This is a genomic window from Photobacterium chitinilyticum, assembly GCF_004104355.1.
Lineage (GTDB): Bacteria > Pseudomonadota > Gammaproteobacteria > Enterobacterales > Vibrionaceae > Photobacterium > Photobacterium chitinilyticum.
Genome location: NZ_RJLM01000016.1, coordinates 1 through 23,078, shown reverse-complemented (window position 1 = coordinate 23,078; position 23,078 = coordinate 1). Strand labels below are relative to the sequence as shown.

Below are 23,078 nucleotides of genomic sequence, written 5' to 3'. Positions count from 1 at the left end.
AACAGAGAACATAACAGGATAGAGAAATGGTCGCAGTTCGCGGTGCGCATTTAAAGGAAAATGATACATTTGAGCTTTCATCTTGGGTGGATAGTTTGCAGCAGGACGCCAAAGTGGCGAAACGCATTACGCAAACTTATCAGCGATGTATCGAGTTAACGACAGAGGAAGAGTCTGCGCCGTTACTGTTATGGCGTGGCCGCGAAATGGTGGAGATCCTTGTCACTCTGAGTATGGACAGGGATACCCTGATCGCCGCGTTGCTGTTCCCGTTGGTTCAGGCTGGCGTATATGACCAAGAACAGCTGAAGGAAGATTATAGCAATACGATTTTGCAGATGGTAACAGGCGTTGACCAGATGGCGGCCATCGGTCAGCTAAATGCCACCACGGAAGGGGCGGCGCAGTCGGCTCAGGTGGATAATATTCGTCGTATGTTACTGTCGATGGTGGATGATTTCCGCTGCGTGGTGATCAAGCTGGCTGAGCGTATCTGTAATCTACGCGAAGTGAAAGACGAACCGGATGAGGTCCGTCGTGCGGCGGCAAAAGAGTGCGCCAATATATACGCCCCGCTGGCTAACCGGCTGGGGATTGGTCAGTTGAAGTGGGAGATCGAAGATTATGCGTTTCGCTATAATCACCCGAATACCTACAAACAAATTGCCAAGCAGCTTTCTGAGCGTCGTATTGACCGTGAGCAGTACATCGACCACTTTGTGACAGACTTAGATGAGTCAATGAAAGTCTCGCATATCAAGGCTGAAGTGCATGGCCGTCCTAAGCATATCTATAGCATCTGGCGTAAGATGCAGAAGAAAAGCTTGGCTTTTGATGAACTGTTCGATGTCCGGGCGGTGCGCATCATTGCTGATCAGCTGCAAGATTGCTATGCCGCACTAGGCGTCGTGCATACCAAATACCGTCACCTGCCGAAAGAATTTGATGACTATGTCGCCAACCCCAAACCGAATGGTTATCAGTCTATTCATACAGTGGTGCTCGGGCCGGAAGGGAAGACCATTGAAATTCAGATCCGTACCAAGCAAATGCACGAAGAGTCAGAGCTGGGTGTCGCGGCACACTGGAAGTACAAGGAAGGCTCGTCAGGCGGCGCAAAATCGTCGTATGACGAAAAAATAAACTGGCTTCGGAAGCTACTCGCGTGGCAGGAAGAGATGTCAGATTCTGGCGAAATGCTCGATGAGCTACGTAGCCAGGTTTTTGATGACCGGGTATATGCCTTTACGCCGAAAGGGGATGTGGTTGATTTGCCACTGAATGCGACACCGCTGGATTTTGCCTACCACATTCATTCCGAAGTTGGTCACCGTTGTATTGGTGCCAAGGTTGAAGGGCGTATCGTACCGTTTACCTATCGTTTGCAGATGGGTGAGCAGGTCGAGATTATTACTCAGAAAGAACCAAATCCCTCTCGTGACTGGCTGAACCCTAACCTGGGGTTTGTTACATCTAGTCGCGCGCGTGCCAAGGTACATGCCTGGTACCGTAAGCAGGATCGGGACAAGAATATTACCGCCGGTCGTGAGATCCTCGAAGCTGAGCTGACGAAAATTGGTGCAACGCTGAAAGATGCCCAGGCCTATGCCCTGAAGCGTTTTAACGTTAATTCGGCGGTGGAGCTATATGCCGGGATCGGAAGCGGTGATCTGCGTATTAATCAGGTGATAAACCATATTAATGCGCTGGTTAACAAGCCTACCGCGGAAGAGGAAGATCAGCAGCTGCTGGAGAAATTGGCCGAGGCAAGTACCAAGGTTGAAACCAGCAAGAAGCCTCAGCGTGATGCTGTCGTCGTTGAAGGGGTTGATAACCTGATGACTCACCTTGCGCGCTGTTGCCAGCCAATTCCTGGCGATGAAATCATTGGTTTCGTAACGCAAGGACGGGGTATTTCGGTACACCGCAGCGATTGTGAACAGCTTGAAGAGCTGCGTCATCATGCGCCTGAACGAATGATCCATACAGTTTGGGGCGGTGGTTTTGTCGGTAACTACAATATCACGGTGCGAGTGACGGCCTCGGAACGTAACGGCTTGATCAAAGATCTGACGAGTACGCTGGCAAACGAGAAAGTGAAGGTTGCGGGGATGAAGAGCCGTATCGACTTCAAGAAACAGATGTCGATTATGGATTTTGATCTGGAGCTGACCGATCTCGAAGTATTGAGCCGGGTACTTAAGCGAATTGAGCAGGTGAAGGATGTCGCCGAAGCCAAGCGTCTCTACTAGACTCTGAGAAGCGAGAAGCGAGAAGCGGGTGGCCTATTGCCGCCCGTTTTTTTAACTGAATAAAAGAACACAAGAATGACGACTATGAGCGAGAAACAGCACACACCGATTGATCAGCTGGTTGAAATTATGGCGACATTGCGGGATCCGAACAAGGGCTGCCCGTGGGATCTCAAACAGAATTTCGCCTCTATTGTACCGCATACCATTGAAGAGGCGTACGAGGTAGCCGATGCGATTGAGCAGCAGGACTGGAACGATGTGCGCGAAGAGCTCGGGGATCTATTGTTTCAGGTCATCTTCTATAGCCAGCTGGGAAAAGAGCAGGGACTGTTTGACTTTGATGATGTTGTTGCCGGTATCAATGAAAAGCTAACCCGCCGACATCCCCATGTGTTTGGTGATACTGAGTTCGAAGACGATGCGGCAATCAATGCCAACTGGGAAGCAGAAAAGGCCAAAGAGCGAGAAGCCAAAGGTGAGGACGTAAGTATCCTGGCTAATATCCCTAAAGCCTTTCCGGCTCTTACGCGTGCAGACAAGATCCAAAAGCGTTGCGCCAAGCATGGTTTTGACTGGAATACAGTCGGGCCTGTGGTTGAAAAGGTGAAAGAGGAAATTGATGAAGTAATGGATGAAGTCATCCAAGTATCACCCAATCAAGGTAAGATCGAAGAAGAAGTTGGGGATCTACTCTTTGCTGTGGTCAACCTTAGCCGTCATCTGAATGTCAGACCGGAAACTGCCCTGCAGCGGGCCAATAAAAAATTCGAGCGTCGATTTCGCGAAGTTGAAAAAAGTGTGCTAGAACAAGGGAAGCATCTTAACGATTGTTCGCTGGATCTGCTCGATAGTGAGTGGGATAAGGTAAAACAGCGTGAACGCCAGTCCGGCGTTTAATTCACCAGTCGGAGCCGGATTTCGGCGACAAAAGCACCGTGATAGGCAGGCTGTTGGGTATATTTGATTTGAAACAAAAAAAAACGATCAATGCTGTGATAGTTTTCACGTTGTGGCAATAAAGTGTGTCTGGTATACTAATTTCCCGTCCAGATACATTTTAATCCTCTACACCAATCTTCCAGGTTAAACATGACAACGAATTACATTTTTGTTACGGGCGGGGTAGTATCCTCACTAGGTAAAGGTATTGCTGCAGCATCTCTTGCGGCTATTCTAGAAGCACGTGGTCTTGACGTGACTATGATGAAGCTAGACCCTTACATCAACGTTGATCCAGGCACAATGAGCCCAATTCAACACGGCGAAGTATTCGTTACGGAAGACGGTGCAGAGACCGATCTTGACTTAGGTCACTACGAGCGTTTCATCCGTACCAAGATGACCAAACGCAACAACTTTACCGCTGGCCGTGTTTACGCGGACGTACTACGTAAAGAACGTCGTGGTGATTACCTAGGGGCAACGATTCAGGTAATTCCACACATCACCAACGCTATCAAAGAGCGTGTGATTGCCGGTGCAGAAGGCCATGATGTGGCTATCGTGGAAGTGGGCGGTACAGTTGGTGACATCGAGTCACTACCGTTCATGGAAGCTATCCGTCAGCTAGCGGTCGAACTTGGGCGCGAGCGTGCTATGTTTATGCACCTTACTCTGGTTCCTTACCTGGCAGCAGCTGGCGAAGTTAAAACCAAACCAACCCAGCACTCGGTTAAAGAACTGCTTTCTATCGGTATTCAGCCTGACATCCTGGTATGTCGTTCTGACCGTAACATTCCTGCGAATGAGCGTGCGAAGATCGCGCTATTCTGTAACGTGCAGGAAAAAGCAGTTATCTCAATGAAAGACGTAGATTCCATTTACAAAATTCCACAGCTTATCAAAGCTCAGGGTCTTGATGATCTTGTGTGTCAGCGTTTCGGTATTACAGCTCCGGAAGCAAACCTGACAGAGTGGGAGCAGGTGATCTATGAAGAAGCCAACCCGACAGCCGAAGTTACTATTGGTATGGTTGGTAAGTACATCGAACTACCGGATGCTTATAAGTCAGTGAACGAAGCCCTGAAGCACGCTGGCCTGAAGAATCGTCTGTCTGTGAAGATCAAATATGTTGATTCACAAGACGTTGAGTCTAAAGGCGCAGAAGCACTACAAGGCCTAGACGCAATCTTAGTCCCTGGTGGCTTTGGTGGACGTGGTGTCGAGGGGAAAATCCTGACAGCACAATATGCCCGTGAAAACAAAATTCCATATCTAGGTATTTGCCTGGGTATGCAGGTGGCACTGATTGAATTCGCACGTAATGTTGCGGGCCTGAAAGATGCACACTCAACTGAGTTTAACGCTGAAACCAAGAACCCAGTTGTTGGCCTAATCACTGAATGGGTTGACGGCGAAGGTAAAGTTGAAGAGCGAACTGAAAACTCGGATCTAGGCGGTACAATGCGCCTTGGTTCTCAGCTATGTCACCTGAAAGAAGGCTCTAAAGCGCGTGAGCTTTACGGTAACGCGACTATCCACGAGCGTCACCGTCACCGCTATGAAGTTAACAACAACCTGCTGCCGAAACTAGAGAAGGCAGGCTTGAAGATTTCTGGTCTATCTGCAGACAAGAAGCTGGTGGAGATTATTGAGATCCCGAACCACCCATGGTTTGTGGCTGCTCAGTTCCACCCTGAGTTCACCTCAACGCCTCGCGATGGACACCCATTGTTTGAAGGCTTTGTAAAAGCCGCTGGTGATAAGCAGCGCGGTGAGCTGAATAAGTAAGGATTACGGATAGCTGTAGCGGTTATGGCTGCAGCTATTTTTTTAGCTTTTAAATTGAAGATAAAGCAAGAGGAAACATAATGTCTAAGATCGTTAAAGTTCTAGGTCGTGAAATCATCGATTCACGCGGTAACCCAACAGTTGAAGCTGAAGTTCACCTAGAAGGCGGTTTCGTTGGTATGGCTGCTGCTCCATCTGGCGCATCAACTGGTTCTCGTGAAGCTCTTGAGCTACGTGACGGCGACAAGTCTCGTTTCCTAGGTAAAGGCGTTCTTAAAGCTGTTGAAGCTGTGAACGGTGCTATCGCTGAATCACTACTTGGTAAAGATGCTAAAGATCAAGCAGCAATCGACCAGGTTATGCTTGACCTAGACGGTACTGAAAACAAGTCTAACTTCGGCGCGAACGCTATCCTAGCGGTTTCTCTAGCGAATGCTAAAGCTGCTGCTGCAGCGAAAGGCATGCCTCTTTACGAGCACATCGCTGAGCTAAACGGCACTGCTGGCGTATTCTCTATGCCTCTACCAATGATGAACATCATCAACGGTGGTGAGCACGCTGATAACAACGTTGACATCCAAGAGTTCATGATCCAGCCTGTTGGCGCGAAAACTCTGAAAGAAGCTCTACGTATCGGCGCAGAAGTATTCCACAACCTAGCGAAAGTACTTAAGTCGAAAGGCCTAAGCACTGCTGTTGGTGATGAAGGTGGTTTCGCTCCTAACCTAGAATCAAACGCTGCTGCACTTGCTGCAATTAAAGAAGCTGTTGAAGCTGCAGGTTACGTACTAGGTAAAGATGTTACTCTAGCAATGGACTGTGCTGCATCTGAGTTCTACGACAAAGAAGCTGGCAACTACAACATGAAAGGCGAAGGCAAAATCTTCACTTCTGAAGAGTTTAACTTCTACCTACAAGATCTTGCTAACCAGTACCCAATCGTTTCTATCGAAGATGGCCTGGACGAGTCTGACTGGGCTGGCTTCAAGCACCAGACTGAACTAATGGGTGACAAACTTCAGCTAGTTGGTGACGACCTGTTCGTTACAAACACTAAGATCCTTGCTGAAGGTATCGAGAAAGGCGTAGCTAACTCTATCCTTATCAAGTTCAACCAGATCGGTTCTCTAACTGAAACTCTAGCTGCAATCAAGATGGCTAAAGATGCTGGTTACACGGCTGTTATCTCTCACCGTTCAGGCGAGACTGAAGATGCAACTATCGCTGATCTAGCGGTAGGTACAGCTGCAGGCCAAATCAAGACTGGTTCTATGAGCCGTTCTGACCGTGTTGCTAAGTACAACCAGCTAATTCGTATCGAAGAAGCTCTAGGTGAAAAAGCACCTTTCAACGGTCTTAAAGAAGTTAAAGGCCAAGCTTAATCATTAGCTTGCCTTTGGGGTGAACTTATCACCCTTAATTATCGAACCGCCTCTTCGTGAGGCGGTTTTTTTATGCCCGAATAAATAATGAGTTTGGAATTAGGCGCTAGTCACACCTTGCGCTTTATGGGATTATTACCGTATTGCAATTTTATTAACTAATCGCGTTGTTCGATATGTACCATTTAGTGCGATTAGTTAGGCAAATTGTCCGAAACTGAATTAATTACATGAAATAACGGGGAGCTGCATGCGCTTGTTAACTGTCTCGCTGCTGGCGGTACTGTGTTGGCTTCAGTATGATTTCTGGCTTGGCAAAAACGGAATGATGGATTATTTGGCGGCGAAAGGAAATGTCGCGGTTCAGCAGCAGGCCAATGCCGAACTTGTACAGCGGAACCAGCAAATGTATGCCGAAATTCATGATCTACACAGAGGTCAGGAAGCGGTCGAAGAGCGGGCGCGCAACGAACTCGGCATGATAAAACCGGGAGAAACCTTCTTTCGGATTGTCAGTGACTAAGCGCCACATGAAGGGTGCTCTTGAGCTTCGGTACTTGAATCGGAAATCGGCACTTGCCATTGGTATTACTTTAACTCTGAGCATAACACCTTACCTATGACCGATAAGATCACCGCAGTTGTACCTGCTGCTGGCGTTGGTAGCCGAATGGCGGCAGACCGTCCAAAGCAATACCTGCTGGTTGCAGGAAAGACAATTTTAGAGCACACCATAGATCGTTTGTTTTGCCACCCGGCTATACAGCGGGTGATTATTGCGATTAGCAAAACCGATCCTTATTTTTCGGCATTGCCATTGGCCACGGATCCGCGGATTACACTCGTTGATGGCGGGGCCGAGCGAGCTGATTCGGTGTTTGCCGGTCTGGCTGCCATTGATGACGAAAATAGCTGGGTACTTGTTCATGATGCCGCCCGACCTTGTTTACAGCTATCAGACTTGGAACGCTTGATTGCCACCGCTAGTCTAAGCGAGTGTGGCGCGATTTTAGCGTCGCCGGTGCGAGATACCATGAAGCGTGGTTTTGTACAGTCACCGGATAAGCCGCAGGGGATACGTGAAACGGTCGATCGCGAAAATCTCTGGCATGCCTTAACGCCGCAGATGTTCAAAGTGAAGCAACTGCGCGACTCGCTCCAGCATGCCCTTGAGCAAGGGGCCGTGATTACTGATGAGGCGTCTGCCCTTGAGTTTTGTGGATATGTGCCGCAATTAGTAAAGGGGCGGGCAGATAACCTGAAAGTTACCCAGCCTGAAGATCTGGCACTGGCCGATTTTTATTTACAACAACTAACAAAGGATTAGCCATGATGCGAATTGGACACGGTTTTGATGTACACAAATTTGGTGGTGAAGGGCCGGTGATCATTGGTGGTGTGGCGATTCCTTACGAACAGGGGTTAATTGCCCATTCTGATGGGGATGTGGCTTTACATGCGGTATGCGATGCATTGCTCGGGGCAATCGGTGCCGGTGATATCGGTCGGCACTTCCCGGATACCGACGCGGAGTGGAAAGGTGCTGACAGCCGTTTTCTGCTTCGGGATGTCTATAGTAAAGTGAAGGCGAAGGGTTATCGCTTGGGTAACCTGGATGTCACTATTATTGCCCAGGCACCTAAAATGGCTCCCCACATTGATGCGATGTGCCAAGCGATTGCCGAGGATCTGGATTCGGATATTGGCAATATCAATGTTAAGGCGACAACGTCAGAGCGATTGGGCTTTACCGGACGCAAGGAAGGTATTGCTTGTGAAGCTGTGGTCTTGATCAATAAACAATAAGTTTTTCTTACCTGTCGTTGCCTTTGTCAACAATATAACGGCAGGTTTCGCAGCAATCGTTATTGCTGCCAACATACGGTGTATATATGTCTAATATAATGGACAGTTTTAGCTGGTTATACGGTAAACCTAGTTGCCAGGGACAGATCAAAGTCCTGCCTGAACATTTTGTCGTTAAAGAAAATTTAGGCTTTGATTTTACCGGTACCGGTGAGCATTTTATGGTGAAAATCCGCAAGACGGGTGAAAACACCAAATATGTTGTTAATGAACTGGCAAAAGCGTGCGGGGTCAAGTCTCGAGATGTGAGCTGGGCTGGTCTTAAAGATCGTCATGCGATTACCGAACAGTGGTTAAGTGTTCATCTGCCAGGTAAGTCTGATCCGGATTTGACACAATTCGTTGCTGATCATCCGGGCGTGGAAGTACTGGAGACCGCTCGTCATGATAAAAAACTAAGACCGGGCGATCTAGCGGGTAACTGGTTCCAGCTGCGCCTGACCGAACTGGACATGCCCCAAGATGTGATCACTCGTCTAGAGCAGATCAAGCTACAGGGCGTACCAAACTATTTTGGTGAGCAGCGGTTTGGCCATAACGGCAACAATGTGGCGAAAGCACGTAGCTGGGGCAACGATGAGTTCCGCGTGCGAGACAAGAGCAAGCGCAGCTTTTATTTATCTGCTGCGCGTTCTTGGTTGTTTAACATGGTGTTATCCTCTCGCATCGAACAAGGCAAGGAACGTACATTATTGGCGGGTGATAGTCTGCTTCAGCACGGTGATGAACGTGGGGTAATAGCCGAACCTGCTACTGCTGAGTTACAAATGCAAGTCGATAAGGGCACTATGGCGATCACTGCGCCGATGATGGGTGATAATGCCCTACCAACCACCGCGGATGCAGAAGCGTTTGAGATGGGAATTGTCGAGCAGGAACCGTTGTTGTTAAAACTGATCTGCGATAACCGGATGCGCCACGAGCGTCGCTCGTTGCTGCTGAAACCCCAGCAGATGGAATGGCTGCTTGAAGACAATGAACTGACCGTATCATTCGCGCTGCCTGCAGGCTGTTTCGCGACAGCAGTAGTACGTGAACTAATGATTGAGCGTGAGCTAGAGGATGGCGACCATGCGAATTTTGATCAGTAATGATGATGGCATTTTTGCCGAAGGGATTAAGACGCTGGCCGCAGCATTGGAAGAACTTGGCGAGGTGACGGTCGTCGCGCCGGATCGTAATCGCTCTGGTGCCTCGAACTCCCTCACTTTAGATAATCCACTGCGTATTCGCGAGGAAGGCGAGCGTCGGATTTCGGTAGAAGGAACACCGACAGACTGTGTTCACTTTGCGCTTAATGAATGGTTGGATTACCGTCCGGATATTGTTGTAGCGGGCATTAACCATGGTGCAAACCTAGGTGATGATGTGCTGTATTCCGGAACGGTTGCTGCAGCTACCGAAGGGCATTTTCTCGGCGTGCCGGCTATTGCCGTTTCTTTGGTCGGCTCACAGCATTTCGATACTGCTGCTTTGGTAATCAAAGATATTGTTGGCAAACTGGCAGAACAGCCGTTGGCTTATAATAAAATACTGAATATCAATGTACCTGATGTACCCTTTGCGGAACTTGGTGACTGGAAGGTAACCCGCTTAGGTGCACGCCATCGCGCCGAAAAAATGGAAAAGGCCGTCGATCCTCGTGGCAAGGCGATATACTGGCTGGGCCCTCCTGGTGCTTGTCAGGATGCCGGACCAGGTACGGATTTTTTTGCGATAGAGCATAACCATGTGTCGATCACACCATTACAGGTCGATCTAACGGCGCATGATGCGATTGATGGCATTGAACAATGGTTAAAACAAGTGGAGACAAATTAAGGATGCGCTATGCGGAAGAACGACATAGTCTGCTGACGTATTTACATCAGCTGGGTATCCGTAACGATATAGTTTTGCAGGCGATGTCAACCGTTCCCAGAGAGCTGTTCATCGATGAAGCATTATCTCACAAAGCTTATGAAAATAATGCCTTGCCTATTGGTAGTGGGCAGACGATTTCGCAGCCTTATATTGTGGCAAAAATGACGGAGTTGCTGGATCTGAAGCCTAACTCCCGGATACTGGAAATTGGTACGGGATCTGGCTATCAGACAGCCGTGCTTGCACACATGGTCGAGCATGTATTTTCTGTTGAGCGGATCAAAGCGTTGCAGTGGCAGGCCAAGCGTCGCTTTAAACAGCTTGATTTGCATAATATCTCTACCAAGCATGGAGATGGCTGGCAGGGGTGGCCAAGCAAAGGACCGTTTGATGCCATTATCGTGACGGCTGCTGCCGATGATATTCCGGTTGAGCTGCTGGCTCAGCTTGCCGATGGCGGTCGCCTGATCATCCCGGTAGGTGATGAGTACCAAGTACTGAAGCAGATTGTACGAAATGGCGAGCAGTATATTTCTCAGGATATTGAAGCTGTACGTTTCGTACCTTTGGTCGCAGGAGAGCTGGCGTAAATTGCGATGAGTGTGGCGGCGAAGATATCGAATTGGCGAACAACGACAGTAGCAGTGCTATGCCTGCTGCTGTCTGCCTGTAGCACTCATATGCCGGCACCGGTAACCAGCCTTGACAAAGACTACCAAAGCTTGAAGCGAGGCAGCTTCCGTGGCAGTTATTATCAAGTGGAAAAGGGGGATACCCTGTATTTCATTTCCTACATCACCGGACGGGAAGTGAAAGATATAATTGCCAGTAATAAACTTTCTCCGCCTTATACTATTTATCCGGGTCAGACGTTACAGCTCTGGAAACCGAAATATGTTGCCCCTGCATATGGTAAGGCCGGGACTATCGCTGTTGTTAAACCCCCAGTAAAAACAGCAAGTAAGGCAACACAACCAAAACCAACCCCGAAACCGGTGGCAAAACCGAAGCCAAAGCCTAAACCGACCGAGCAAAAAGCAGCCAATAAAAATGTTGATCAAGGTCGCACAAAAGAGTACTCTCAAAATTCGAAAGGTAACAAAGTCGTTACAAAAAAAGCGAGCAAGAGTAACAAGGTGACCAGTTGGTCATGGCCGACCAAAGGTAGGGTTATTGCTAAGTTCTCCAGCTCAGAAAATGGCAACAAAGGCATCGATATTGCCGGAAAAAGAGGACAGGCCGTACAGGCTTCGGCTGGAGGAATCATAGTGTATGCAGGTAATGCCCTGCGTGGCTATGGAAACTTAGTAATTATCAAGCATAGCGACGATTATCTAAGTGCTTATGCACACAATGATAAGGTGCTGGTCAAAGAGCAACAGACGGTAAAAGCGGGGCAGAAGATTGCTTCAATGGGAAGCTCCGGTAGCAACAGTGTTCGCCTACATTTCGAGATCCGTTACAAAGGCAAGTCGGTTAATCCGTTACGGTACTTGCCGAAATAGACAACATGGCATAGTGAAGTTGTAATGTCTTGCTAACTCGCCATCTGGGAGGCGCTATGAGTAGAAGCAATACGGCTACAAATATCGAGAACTTTGACTTTGAAGATGTGGAATTAGACTCGGCCGAAGCCGAAACCAAAACCGCATCGGCTGAAAAAACGAGTGATGAGGTCGATATTTCGCAATACGGGGCAACACAAAAAGCCCTGGATGCGACACAGCTTTATCTTGGCGAGATCGGCTTTTCTCCGCTTCTTACTGCGGAAGAAGAAGTTTTGTATGCCCGCCGGGCGCTGCGAGGTGATGAAGTTGCCCGCAAGCGAATGATAGAAAGTAACTTGCGATTGGTTGTGAAGATATCTCGTCGTTACAGCAATCGTGGTCTTGCCCTGTTGGATTTGGTTGAGGAAGGCAACCTCGGCTTGATCCGCGCAGTCGAAAAATTTGATCCGGAACGCGGCTTCCGTTTCTCTACCTATGCAACATGGTGGATCCGTCAGACTATTGAGCGGGCTATCATGAACCAAACTCGCACCATCCGTTTACCCATCCATGTAGTGAAAGAGCTGAACGTTTATCTTCGTACTGCCCGCGAACTAGCCCAGAAGCTGGATCATGAGCCGACAGCGGAAGATATCGCCCTGAAGCTAGATAAATCTGTCGAGGATGTAAACCGCATGCTGCGTTTGAACGAGCGTGTCGGTTCGGTTGACAACCCGATTGGTGGCGATTCAGAGAAAGCGTTGCTAGATATTATTCCTGACGAGAAGGGGGGGGGACCGGAGACATCGACTCAGGATGATGACATCAAAACCTCGATTGTTTCCTGGCTGCAGGAACTGAATCCGAAACAGCGCGAAGTACTGGCACGCCGATTCGGTCTGCTGGGATATGAGGCGTCGACCCTTGAAGATGTTGGCCGTGAAATTGGCCTGACCCGTGAACGTGTCCGCCAGATCCAGGTCGAAGGCCTGCGTCGTCTGCGCGACATGCTGACGCACCAAGGGCTGAATATCGAATCGTTGTTTAACCAAGATTTGTAAAAGTATTCAGGTCAGCTGATTGCAACACTGTCATCTGCCGGATAGGAATGAAAAAAAGGGCGCAAAGTGCGTCCTTTTTTAATGCCCTCTAACCGACCTTACCGCCTACAGCAGCGCCTTTAGACGGTACAGTTCATCCAACGCCTGTCTCGGTGTCAGGTTGTCCGGGTTCAGGTTGGTCAGAGCTTCTTCTACCTCGCTCGGCTCGGGCAACAAAGTGAGCTGATGTTCTTCTTTCGGTGCAGCGGAAGGCGACTTCACGGCCTGTTGGTGCCCGCTGGCTTCTAGCTGTTGTAGCTTGATTTTGGCGCGCTTGATGACCGATCTCGGCACCCCAGCCAGGCTTGCGACAGCTAGACCATAGGATTTACTGGCAGCACCTTCCTGTACGGCATGCATAAAGGCGATTTCATCACCATGCTCGACGGCATCTAAATGTACATTAGCCAGTCCGTCCATCATCGAAGGCAGTTCTGTCAATTCAAAGTAGTGGGTAGCAAAGAGAGTCATGGCTGCTATCTTTTCGGCTAGCCATTCGGCACTGGCCCAAGCCAGCGACAGACCGTCGTAAGTACTGGTACCACGACCTATTTCATCCATTAGCACGAGACTATTTTGGGTTGCATTATGAAGAATATTCGCGGTTTCGGTCATTTCTACCATGAAGGTCGAGCGGCCGGAGGCGAGATCATCCGAGGCGCCAATACGGGTAAAAATACGATCCAGCGGACCAATTCTTACCGATTCTGCCGGTACAAAAGAACCGACATGAGCCATTAGGGCAATGAGGGCTGTCTGGCGCATATAGGTAGATTTACCGCCCATATTGGGTCCGGTAATGATCAGCATTCGACGGGCATTGTGCAGCGAAATCGGGTTGGCGATAAATGGTTCGTTCAGGACTTGTTCGACTACTGGGTGGCGGCCTGCATTGATTTCAATTCCTGTTTCCGTTGCGAGTTCTGGGCGGCAGTAGTTCAGTGTATCGGCACGTTCGGCCAGGTTGGCCAGTACGTCTAACTCGGATAAGGCATTGGCTGCATTCTGGAGTCGCTCTAGGTGAGGCAGCAGCAAGTCAAACAACTCTTCCCACAACTTTTTCTCCAGCCCCAAAGCCTTGGATTTGGAGTTCAGTACCTTGTCTTCATGCTCTTTGAGCTCTGGAATGATATAGCGCTCGGCATTTTTCAGGGTCTGGCGGCGGACATAATGGCTAGGCACCAGGTGGCTCTGGCCACGACTGACCTGGATGAAGAAACCATGTACCTGGTTGAACCCTACTTTTAGGCTATCGATATCATGGTGCTCGCGTTCTCTGGCCTCGAGATCATCAAGGTATTTCGAGGCACCGTCTGCCAAGTCTCGCCATTCATCCAGCTCGGCATTATAGCCCGGAGCCAATACTCCGCCGTCGCGGATCACTACGGGCGGGTTTTCAATAATGGCATGCTCTAGCAGCTCGCAAAGTGCATCCATCGGGGCGGCAAACTGTGCCAACTCACCGATGCGCGGCTGCTCGACTTCCGCCAACAACTCTGCCAGCTCCGGCAGGTGCTGCAAGGCGGTACGCATGCGGGCAAGGTCACGCGGACGTGCTGAACGCAGGGCCAAACGAGCCAAGATGCGCTCCAGATCACCCATGTGGTGCAGTACACCAGCTACATCGCTAAACAGGCCGGTATCCTTGAAGGCAGAAATAGCATCGAGTCGGTGGTTGAGTTGCTGCGGATCGCGGATCGGCTGATGCAGCCAACGTTTGAGCAAACGACTTCCCATCGGGGTTGCTGTCTGATCCAGTACCGAGGCCAAGGTGTTATCAAAACCACCGGCGAGGTTTTGGGTCAGTTCGAGGTTGCGGCGGGTGGCGGCATCCAAGATCACGGCATGATCTTTGTTGTCTTGGGTGATAGCACGGATATGCGGTAGCGCGGTACGCTGGGTATCTTTGACATATTGCATCAGGCAACCCGCAGCACATAGGCCGCGCTCTGCTGTCTCGACCCCGAAGCCTACCAGGTCACGGGTACCGAATTGCATGGTCAGCTGCTGGCGGGCGGTGTCCAAATCAAATTCCCAAACCGGACGACGGCGGGTGCCTTTAAGCGACTGCAATAAACCCGGCAGGGCAAAATCTTCCGGGTATAGCAGTTCGGCCGGACAGGTACGTTGCAGTTCGGCCTGCATGGCTTCTTCGGTTTCAGGCTCGGTAAGCATGAAGCGGCCCGAGGTGATATCCAGCGTCGCGTAACCGAATCCGTTGCTATTTTGATAAATTGCGGCAATCAAGTTGTCATGACGTTCATTGAGCAGCGCTTCGTCGCTGACGGTACCCGGTGTCACAATGCGGACGACCTGACGCTCAACCGGTCCTTTGCTGGTCGCCGGATCGCCGATTTGTTCGCAAATGGCAACAGAGACCCCCTGCTGAACCAGCTTGGCGAGGTAGCCTTCGACAGCATGGTAGGGAACTCCGGCCATAGGGATTGGCTGGCCGTTTGAAGAGCCGCGTTTGGTCAGGGAAATATCCAGTAGTTGAGAGGCTTGTTTGGCATCATCAAAAAATAGTTCGTAGAAGTCGCCCATACGATAGAACAGCAAAATATCAGGGTTTTCTGCCTTGATCCTCAAGAACTGCTGCATCATGGGGGTGTGCTTTTCTAAACCTTTCACTGTCACGATATTGCCTGCTTATTGATGCCGGAATTGAAAACGTACCGGGTAAATTTCTGGAGGCTAAGGATACGTGAATCAGCCAAGGGGAGCAAAGCAGCAATTGTTTTCTTGTATAACTATTTGCTCGATACCTTATCGACAATGGAAGGCGATGAGCAGAGTTGCTGACGAGTGCGTTGCAGAGTATGGTTGGGCTGGAATAATTGACGGGAGGTAGGGATGGCAGATATCCAGCAATTGGCTCATGAACTTGGTTCGGCTTTGAGCCGGCAGGGGGGGATCGCAACGACGGCAGAATCTTGTACCGGCGGTGGTGTTTCTGCGGCAATCACGGATGTTGCCGGTAGCTCAGGCTGGTTTGATCGTGCTTTTATTACCTACAGCAATGAAGCGAAGCAGCAGATGCTAGGGGTTGAGCTGGCACAGCTTGAAGCGCATGGTGCAGTTAGCGAGCAGGTCGTCCAGCAGATGGCACAAGGGGCTCTGAAGCAATCAGCGGCGACGATCAGTGTGGCGATCAGTGGTATTGCCGGTCCGGGTGGTGGTTCCGAAGAAAAGCCGGTCGGGACTGTTTGTTTTGCCTGGGCTGATACAACTGGCTGGGTACAGTGTGAAACCTGTTTTTTTGATGGTGATCGCAATGCTGTCAGGCTGCAAGCTGTCGAGAAATCATTGTCTGGCATGCTGCAGCGCCTGCGGCAGCTGGGCTGAGCGAAAGAAGCCCCCCAGTTGCGAGCGAAGATAGGCAAAAAAAATTTCATACAGTGCTAGACACTGTATGAATAGACAGTATACTAATCATCATTATCAGTACTTAATTTTAGCATCCGTTGGAGAGTCGAATGGACGACAACAAACAGAAGGCTCTTGCCGCAGCGTTAGGCCAGATTGAAAAGCAGTTCGGTAAAGGTTCCATCATGAAGTTGGGCGATAACCGTACTATGGATATTGAAACAGTTTCGACTGGCTCCCTGTCGCTTGATATTGCACTTGGCGCTGGTGGTTTACCAATGGGGCGTATCGTTGAAATTTACGGTCCTGAATCATCAGGTAAAACGACGCTAACTCTTGAAGCGGTGGCGTGTGCTCAGAAAGCCGGCAAAACTTGTGCGTTTATCGATGCGGAGCATGCTCTGGATCCAATTTATGCGCAAAAACTGGGTGTTGATATTGATCAGTTACTGGTTTCCCAGCCTGATACAGGTGAGCAAGCGCTTGAAATTTGCGATGCACTAGCCCGTTCGGGTGCTGTCGACATGATTGTTGTCGATTCTGTGGCGGCACTAACGCCGAAAGCAGAGATCGAAGGCGAGATGGGTGATTCTCATATGGGTCTTCAGGCACGTATGCTATCACAGGCGATGCGCAAGCTAACCGGTAACCTGAAAACATCAAACTGCATGTGTATCTTCATTAACCAGATCCGAATGAAGATTGGTGTGATGTTTGGTAACCCAGAAACCACAACCGGTGGTAACGCCCTGAAGTTCTATGCTTCTGTTCGCCTTGATATCCGCCGTACCGGTGCGATCAAAGATGGCGACGAAGTGGTGGGTAACGAAACTCGTATCAAGGTAGTGAAGAACAAAATCGCTGCGCCGTTTAAGCAAGCCGAAACACAAATCCTTTATGGTCAGGGCTTCAACCGTCTAGGCGAGCTGGTTGACCTTGGTGTGAAGAATAAAATGGTCGAGAAGGCAGGTGCCTGGTACAGCTATCAGGGCGATAAGATCGGCCAAGGTAAGGCAAATGCCTGTAAGTTCCTGGGTGAGCACCCTGAAATTGCACAAGAGCTAGATAAGAAGCTACGTGATTTGTTGCTAACGCCACCGGCTGCGCAGGAAGAAACGGCTGAGGAGAAAGACGCAGAGAAAGATCAGGCGTTCTAAGCCGCTTTTCTGCATCCAGATATTCCAGCTATCCTGCTTCTGTAAAGAGGCTAGAAAAATGAGACGGGCCCTGTACTTTGGTACGTGGCCCGTTTTGTGTATTGAGGCAAGGAAAATGAAAAAACAAGTACCGAGGCAAAGTGCCAAAGAAGCGGCTGTCGGCTATCTTTCACACCGGGATCATGCAGAGAAAGAGCTGCGCCAGAAGCTTAAAACGAGAGGTTATAGTGAGCCGGATGTTATCGATGCCATCGCCTACTGCCAGGACTATAACTGGCTAGACGATGCCCGCTATGCGGCAATGATGATGCGCAATGGTGTTGCCAAGGGATGGGGGGCACTGCGGATCAAGCAGGAAATGAAAATGAAGGGTGTGCATGACGCGATTGTCAGCCAGGCTCTTGAGGATGGCGATATTGATTGGTATGAGCATGCCCGCGACGTTGCCCAACGGAAGTTTGGAAATAGCGAAATTGATACGCCGAAGGAAAAAGCCCGGCGCTTTCGCTTTATGCAGTATCGTGGGTTTGATTTTGATCAGATCAAGTATGCCCTAGATACTAACGATGACGAATAACGGTTATTCTATTTAGTACATGCGACATCTCTCTTCCCGCTGCCAATTTGCCAAGCTTGGCAGCGTTACCTTTCTTTAATGGCATCTTTCGTTCTAGCAACTATGTATTAATTGCGCTAATTCTTAACATAACATTTCCCGTATTACCTGCCGTTGTTTTACAATAGCCGCCAAAGAATTTATTTTAGTTCAATTAAAACCTGCTGACATAAGTTCCAGGCTGACACGCATGGAAGTTTATGGGAGGGGGTTACATTATCGCTTAAGTGCGATTTTCCGGTTTTATCAAAGCATTTATTCAGGATTTGCCAATGTACATGAGCACTGATGAGATTCGCCGTGCGTTTCTTGCGTTTTTTGAGAGCAAAGGTCACCAGATCGTAGAAAGCTCTTCTCTTGTACCTGCTAACGACCCAACACTATTGTTTACCAACGCAGGTATGAACCAATTTAAAGATACATTTTTAGGTATGGAAAAGCGTGGCTACACTCGAGCGACAACAGCTCAGCGCTGTGTACGTGCTGGTGGTAAGCACAATGACCTTGAAAACGTCGGCTTTACCGCGCGCCACCATACCTTTTTCGAAATGCTGGGTAACTTCAGTTTCGGTGATTACTTCAAGCAAGATGCGATCAAGTATGCATGGGAGTTTCTGACCGACGTACTGAAGCTGCCAAAAGACCGCCTGTTGGTGACCGTCTACGAGACCGATGACGAAGCTTTCGCTATCTGGAACAAAGATATGGGGATCCCGGCTGATCGCATCGTCCGTATCGGTGACAAGGAGGGCGGCAAGCCTTTTGAGTCTGATAACTTCTGGCAGATGGGTGATACTGGCCCTTGTGGCCCGTGTACTGAAATTTTCTACGATCACGGCGAGCATATCTGGGGTGGCCGTCCCGGCACGCCGGAAGAAGATGGCGACCGTTTCATTGAGATCTGGAACAACGTATTCATGCAGTTTAACCGTCAGGCTGACGGTACCATGGAGCCGTTGCCAAAGCCGTCAGTTGATACCGGAATGGGGATCGAGCGTATTGCTGCAATCATGCAGGGTGTACATTCGAACTACGAGATTGATATTTTCCAGACCCTAATCAAAAAAGCAGCAGATGTGATTGGGTACGATGATCTGTCGAACCAGTCGTTACGTGTTGTTGCTGATCATATTAGATCTTGTGCATATTTGATTGTCGATGGTGTGATGCCGTCGAATGAAGGTCGTGGCTACGTGCTACGCCGTATCATTCGTCGTGCAGTACGTCATGGTAACAAACTGGGCGCGAAGGGTGTCTTCTTCTACAAGTTAGTTGGTCCTCTGGCTGAAATTATGGGGACGGCGGGCGAAGAGCTGAAGAAGCAGCAGGCAATGGTCGAGAAAGTGCTGAAGATCGAAGAAGAAAACTTCGGCCGTACACTTGACCGTGGTATGACAATTTTGAACGATGCGCTCGATAGCCTAGACAGCAAGGTACTGGACGGTGAAACAGTATTCAAACTGTATGATACCTATGGGTTCCCGGCGGATTTGACCAATGATGTTGCCCGCGAGCGTGGCTTCTCTATTGATGAAGAAGGCTTCAACAATGCCATGGAAGCCCAGCGCCAGCGTGCCCGTGACGCGGGTCATTTTGGTGTTGATTATAACGAGGCTATCAAGGTTGACGCCAACACCGAATTTTGTGGTTATGCCGGTACTGACGGCGAAGGCGAAGTTATTGGCCTGTACCGTGGCAGTGAAGCTGTAGGCAGCATCCGTGCTGGTGAAGAAGCGCTGGTGATACTGAACAATACGCCATTCTACGCTGAGTCTGGCGGCCAGTGTGGTGATGCGGGTGTAATGACAGCAACTGGTGTCCAGTTTGATGTTGCAGACACCCAGAAGTTTGGTGATGCCATTGGCCATAAAGGGACATTGGCAACAGGTGAGCTGAAAGTGGGTGATAAGTTAACGGCAACCGTGGATGCGGCGCGCCGCTCGGCGATCAGCCTTAACCACTCGGCTACGCACTTATTGCATGCAGCACTACGTAACCTGCTCGGCGAACATGTCGCGCAGAAAGGCTCGCTGGTTAAGCCAGAGTCATTGCGTTTCGATTTCTCGAACTTAGAAGCGGTGAAGTCAGAGCAGCTACGTGAGATTGAACGTACCGTGAACGAGCAGATCCGTCTGAACCATGCTATCGATACCGACATTATGGATATCGAAACGGCGAAAGAAAAAGGTGCGATGGCACTGTTTGGCGAGAAGTACGATGACGAGGTCCGCGTACTGAGCATGGGTGAGTTCTCGACGGAGCTTTGTGGTGGTATCCACGCCAAGAATACCGGTGATATCGGCCTGTTCAAAATCACCTCGGAAGGTGGTATTGCCGCAGGTATCCGCCGTATTGAAGCGGTAACGGGTGAAGCCGCAATCGAAGCATTGCATACGCAGGAAGCGTTGCTGTCAGAAACTGCCGGTTTAGTGAAGTCTGATGCAGCATCCGTCGCGACCAAAGTAGGCGCACTGGTTGCTCATAGCAAGCAGCTTGAAAAAGAAATTCAACAACTGAAAGATAAGTTGGCAGCACAAGAAAGTGCCGGTCTTATTAATCAGGCACAAGAGATCAATGGTGTAAAAGTGCTGATCTCTAAACTGGACGGAGCCGATAATAAAGCATTGCGTGGCATGGTTGATGAGCTAAAGAATCAGCTAGGCAGCGGTGTTGTTGTACTGGGTAACGTCAGTGGCGGCAAAGTAGGCTTAATCGCAGGTGTAACCAAAGATCTTATCGGCAAAGTTAAGGCCGGTGAGCTCGTCAATATGGTGGCTCTGCAAGTTGGTGGTAAAGGTGGCGGTCGCCCGGATATGGCACAGGCAGGTGGTACGGACGCAAGTGCACTTCCTGCTGCGCTAGAGTCGGCACAAACATGGATCGCTGAGCGCCTGTAAGGCGCTCTTTATCAAGACGTAAGGTAACGGGGTATTAGCCCCAGGAAGGTGAAGTAAAGTGACGCAGATTGCGCGTAAATCGCTAATAGTGCAAAAGTTTGGCGGTACATCCGTTGGATCGATAGAACGTATCCAGGCTGTCGCCGAACGAGTCATTAAAGCTAAAGAAGAGGGCAAGCAACTCGTAGTGGTTGTTTCTGCCATGTCTGGTGAGACGAATCGTCTGCTAGACCTTGCACAGCAGGTTGATGCTGTGCCTGCAGAGCGAGAACTTGACGTTCTCTTGTCGGCGGGTGAACAAGTCTCCATGGCTTTGCTCGCAATGATGTTGAATAGGCTGGGGCATGCTGCGGTATCGCTAACCGGTTGGCAGGCAGGGATCAAAACCTGCAGCCAGCACAATGATGCGAAAATTACAGATATTGATCCTAGTTACATTCAGCAGTTGCTCGGCCAAGACCAGATTGTGATAGTTGCTGGTTTTCAAGGCATTAATGATGAAAGGGATATAACTACCCTTGGTCGTGGGGGCTCAGATACCACGGCAGTTGCACTGGCAGGCGCTTTACACGCAGATGAATGTCAGATTTTCACCGATGTGGACGGCGTATATACGTGCGATCCGCGTTTAGTACCGCAGGCGCGCCGTTTGGATGTTGTTCATTTCGATGATATGACATCCTTGGCGCGAAACGGTGCGAAAGTGCTACAATTACAGTCTGTTGAATATGCGCGACAGCATAGAGTCCCGTTGAGGGTCCTATCTTCGTTCGAAGAGGGGAAGGGGACACTGGTAAGTTTTGACTCCTCTGCGGCACTTGGTGTCGTGGGGATCGCGCTAAAGAATCAGCAAACACTGCTTGATGTCGATATGCCAGTTTCTGAGCTACAGGAACAGCTTAACTTGTTCGGTATGCAGTGCTGGTGTAAGGCCGTCGCCGCTGATTCAACGCAAATTGTTACAGCAAATGAAGATTTGGCACGACTAAAACTTGTGCTGGGTAAAAATATGCACCAGGTCGCTGCGGTTTCAACCCTGTCTGTAGTAGGGGATGATGTGTCAGAGCTGGCAGATCATATCTGCACAGTGCTGGCTGAAGCGGGTATCCGGGTGCGCCAGAATAAACGGTCGACTCATTGTCTTTCTTTGTTGATAAGTGAGGATGATCATCAATTAGCTGTAGATATCGTCCACAAAAGGTTTGTGGTTGAGCCAGAAAGTCTGGATAATCGACCACTTCTCGCTGTTTCTTGAGCAGTGACCATTTACGCTTCCGTTAATGGATGTGTAAATAATGTTGGATAATAAACTTTAACTCTTAATAGACTGAGATTACTCAAGGAGCACACGAATGCTTATTTTGACACGTCGCGTAGGTGAAACGCTAATGATTGGTGACGAAGTAACCGTTACTGTACTTGGCGTTAAAGGTAACCAGGTTCGCATTGGCGTTAACGCGCCTAAAGAAGTATCTGTTCACCGTGAAGAAATCTATATGCGAATTCAAGCGGAAAAAGAAACCGGTTCTCAAGGTTCTGGTAACTTCTAAGTCGAAAAAGGTCAGTTATTTGCTGGCCTTTTTTGTCTCTGTGATTTACCCGAATTCTTCTCGCTCTTTGCGCCATTTATTTGAAAATAAGTAAGATACTGTGGACATTGCGCAGGTTTAATTGTCGTGTTGGCTATTTAGTGTGCACCTGCGCTGTGAATGTCGTTTTTTGACGATAAAGTGTTTGACTTATTTTCGGCTGGCAGTAATATGAGCCCCCGCAAGACGGTGAGGTGGCCGAGAGGCTGAAGGCGCTCCCCTGCTAAGGGAGTATACGGTTTATCCCGTATCGAGGGTTCGAATCCCTCCTTCACCGCCATTTCTTGCAACGATTATCTGCGCGTCCGTAGCTCAGCTGGATAGAGTACCTGGCTACGAACCAGGCGGTCGGAGGTTCGAATCCTCCCGGACGCGCCAGCTATTCACAATATGGCTAGTTGAAACTAGCGATGTTGATAAAAAGATATTAGTGTGCGCTCGTAGCTCAGCTGGATAGAGTACCTGGCTACGAACCAGGCGGTCGGAGGTTCGAATCCTCCCGAGCGCGCCATTAATCTGTGTGGTGAGGTGGCCGAGAGGCTGAAGGCGCTCCCCTGCTAAGGGAGTATACGGTTTATCCCGTATCGAGGGTTCGAATCCCTCCTTCACCGCCATTCTTTGCTGTTTCTGAAATATGCCTTCCAGCTACAATTTCAGATCCAGACAAAATTTCTTTCTTCGGAAAGAAGCCTGCGCGTCCGTAGCTCAGCTGGATAGAGTACCTGGCTACGAACCAGGCGGTCGGAGGTTCGAATCCTCCCGGACGCGCC

Annotated in this window: 19 protein-coding genes and 5 tRNA genes; 23 read left to right on the top strand and 1 reads right to left on the bottom strand. The window is 49.5% G+C overall.

From position 1 onward, the window contains the following. Positions 1-26: 26 nt before the first annotated feature. The 12 genes from relA to rpoS all read left to right on the top strand — a co-directional run bounded on the left by relA (position 27) and on the right by rpoS (position 12,644). Positions 27-2,252 (top strand): GTP diphosphokinase, encoded by a 2,226-nt coding sequence (gene relA / locus EDI28_RS22490; RefSeq protein WP_128786121.1) that lies wholly within the window; start codon positions 27-29, stop codon positions 2,250-2,252. An 84-nt stretch (positions 2,253-2,336) separates the two neighbouring features. Further along, a complete protein-coding gene (gene mazG / locus EDI28_RS22485; RefSeq protein ID WP_128786183.1) occupies positions 2,337-3,152 on the top strand; it encodes a nucleoside triphosphate pyrophosphohydrolase in 816 nt (271 codons plus the stop codon). 192 nt (positions 3,153-3,344) lie between these two features. Then, positions 3,345-4,985: a CTP synthase gene (gene pyrG, locus EDI28_RS22480; protein ID WP_128786120.1), complete on the top strand. Its 1,641-nt coding sequence runs from the start codon at positions 3,345-3,347 to the stop codon at positions 4,983-4,985. An 80-nt stretch (positions 4,986-5,065) separates the two neighbouring features. Further along, complete coding sequence (gene eno, locus EDI28_RS22475) at positions 5,066-6,367, top strand: phosphopyruvate hydratase (RefSeq protein ID WP_128786119.1); 1,302 nt, start codon at positions 5,066-5,068, stop codon at positions 6,365-6,367. A 250-nt stretch (positions 6,368-6,617) separates the two neighbouring features. After that, the gene (gene ftsB / locus EDI28_RS22470; RefSeq protein ID WP_128786118.1) at positions 6,618-6,890 is read left to right on the top strand and encodes a cell division protein FtsB; all 273 of its coding nucleotides are present in this window, start codon (positions 6,618-6,620) and stop codon (positions 6,888-6,890) included. A 96-nt stretch (positions 6,891-6,986) separates the two neighbouring features. Beyond that, positions 6,987-7,694: a 2-C-methyl-D-erythritol 4-phosphate cytidylyltransferase gene (gene ispD / locus EDI28_RS22465; protein ID WP_128786117.1), complete on the top strand. Its 708-nt coding sequence runs from the start codon at positions 6,987-6,989 to the stop codon at positions 7,692-7,694. A gap of 5 nt (positions 7,695-7,699) precedes the next feature. Next, positions 7,700-8,173, top strand: coding sequence for a 2-C-methyl-D-erythritol 2,4-cyclodiphosphate synthase (ispF, locus tag EDI28_RS22460; protein ID WP_199287482.1), 474 nt, complete (start codon positions 7,700-7,702; stop codon positions 8,171-8,173). An 86-nt stretch (positions 8,174-8,259) separates the two neighbouring features. Beyond that, positions 8,260-9,324: a tRNA pseudouridine(13) synthase TruD gene (gene truD / locus EDI28_RS22455; protein ID WP_199287479.1), complete on the top strand. Its 1,065-nt coding sequence runs from the start codon at positions 8,260-8,262 to the stop codon at positions 9,322-9,324. After that, complete coding sequence (surE, locus tag EDI28_RS22450; protein ID WP_128786115.1) at positions 9,305-10,054, top strand: 5'/3'-nucleotidase SurE; 750 nt, start codon at positions 9,305-9,307, stop codon at positions 10,052-10,054. The genes truD and surE overlap by 20 nt, the downstream gene beginning before the upstream one ends. Positions 10,055-10,056: 2 nt before the next feature. Next, a complete protein-coding gene (locus tag EDI28_RS22445) occupies positions 10,057-10,686 on the top strand; it encodes a protein-L-isoaspartate(D-aspartate) O-methyltransferase (protein ID WP_128786181.1) in 630 nt (209 codons plus the stop codon). A 6-nt stretch (positions 10,687-10,692) separates the two neighbouring features. Next, on the top strand, positions 10,693-11,601 hold the full coding sequence (locus EDI28_RS22440) for a peptidoglycan DD-metalloendopeptidase family protein (protein ID WP_128786114.1): 909 nt from the start codon (positions 10,693-10,695) through the stop codon (positions 11,599-11,601). 56 nt (positions 11,602-11,657) lie between these two features. Beyond that, complete coding sequence (gene rpoS / locus EDI28_RS22435; RefSeq protein WP_128786113.1) at positions 11,658-12,644, top strand: RNA polymerase sigma factor RpoS; 987 nt, start codon at positions 11,658-11,660, stop codon at positions 12,642-12,644. Between the two features lie 105 nt (positions 12,645-12,749). On the opposite strand, the gene mutS is transcribed toward rpoS, so the two are convergent. After that, entirely contained in the window at positions 12,750-15,287 is a 2,538-nt protein-coding gene (mutS, locus tag EDI28_RS22430; RefSeq protein WP_438942813.1) for a DNA mismatch repair protein MutS, read from the bottom strand. 249 nt (positions 15,288-15,536) lie between these two features. On the opposite strand from mutS, the gene pncC reads away from it, so the two are divergent. The 11 genes from pncC (at position 15,537) to EDI28_RS22375 (ending at position 23,076) form a co-directional block, all read left to right on the top strand. Next, positions 15,537-16,028 carry a nicotinamide-nucleotide amidase gene (pncC, locus tag EDI28_RS22425; protein WP_128786111.1) on the top strand — a complete coding sequence of 164 codons (492 nt, stop codon included), beginning with the start codon at positions 15,537-15,539 and terminating at the stop codon, positions 16,026-16,028. 131 nt (positions 16,029-16,159) lie between these two features. Next, on the top strand, positions 16,160-17,206 hold the full coding sequence (recA, locus tag EDI28_RS22420; protein ID WP_128786110.1) for a recombinase RecA: 1,047 nt from the start codon (positions 16,160-16,162) through the stop codon (positions 17,204-17,206). Between the two features lie 115 nt (positions 17,207-17,321). After that, on the top strand, positions 17,322-17,783 hold the full coding sequence (gene recX, locus EDI28_RS22415) for a recombination regulator RecX (protein WP_128786109.1): 462 nt from the start codon (positions 17,322-17,324) through the stop codon (positions 17,781-17,783). A 311-nt stretch (positions 17,784-18,094) separates the two neighbouring features. Continuing rightward, positions 18,095-20,719 (top strand): alanine--tRNA ligase, encoded by a 2,625-nt coding sequence (alaS, locus tag EDI28_RS22410; RefSeq protein ID WP_128786108.1) that lies wholly within the window; start codon positions 18,095-18,097, stop codon positions 20,717-20,719. Between the two features lie 58 nt (positions 20,720-20,777). After that, a complete protein-coding gene (locus EDI28_RS22405) occupies positions 20,778-21,974 on the top strand; it encodes an aspartate kinase (RefSeq protein WP_128786107.1) in 1,197 nt (398 codons plus the stop codon). A 97-nt stretch (positions 21,975-22,071) separates the two neighbouring features. Next, positions 22,072-22,269 (top strand): carbon storage regulator CsrA, encoded by a 198-nt coding sequence (gene csrA / locus EDI28_RS22400; protein ID WP_075763080.1) that lies wholly within the window; start codon positions 22,072-22,074, stop codon positions 22,267-22,269. A 227-nt stretch (positions 22,270-22,496) separates the two neighbouring features. After that, a tRNA-Ser gene (locus EDI28_RS22395) sits at positions 22,497-22,588 on the top strand. Between the two features lie 21 nt (positions 22,589-22,609). After that, a tRNA-Arg gene (locus tag EDI28_RS22390) sits at positions 22,610-22,686 on the top strand. A gap of 56 nt (positions 22,687-22,742) precedes the next feature. Then, positions 22,743-22,819: transfer RNA gene (locus tag EDI28_RS22385), tRNA-Arg, on the top strand. 11 nt (positions 22,820-22,830) lie between these two features. Continuing rightward, positions 22,831-22,922: transfer RNA gene (locus EDI28_RS22380), tRNA-Ser, on the top strand. A gap of 80 nt (positions 22,923-23,002) precedes the next feature. Beyond that, positions 23,003-23,076, top strand: a tRNA-Arg gene (locus EDI28_RS22375). Positions 23,077-23,078 lie beyond the last annotated feature (2 nt).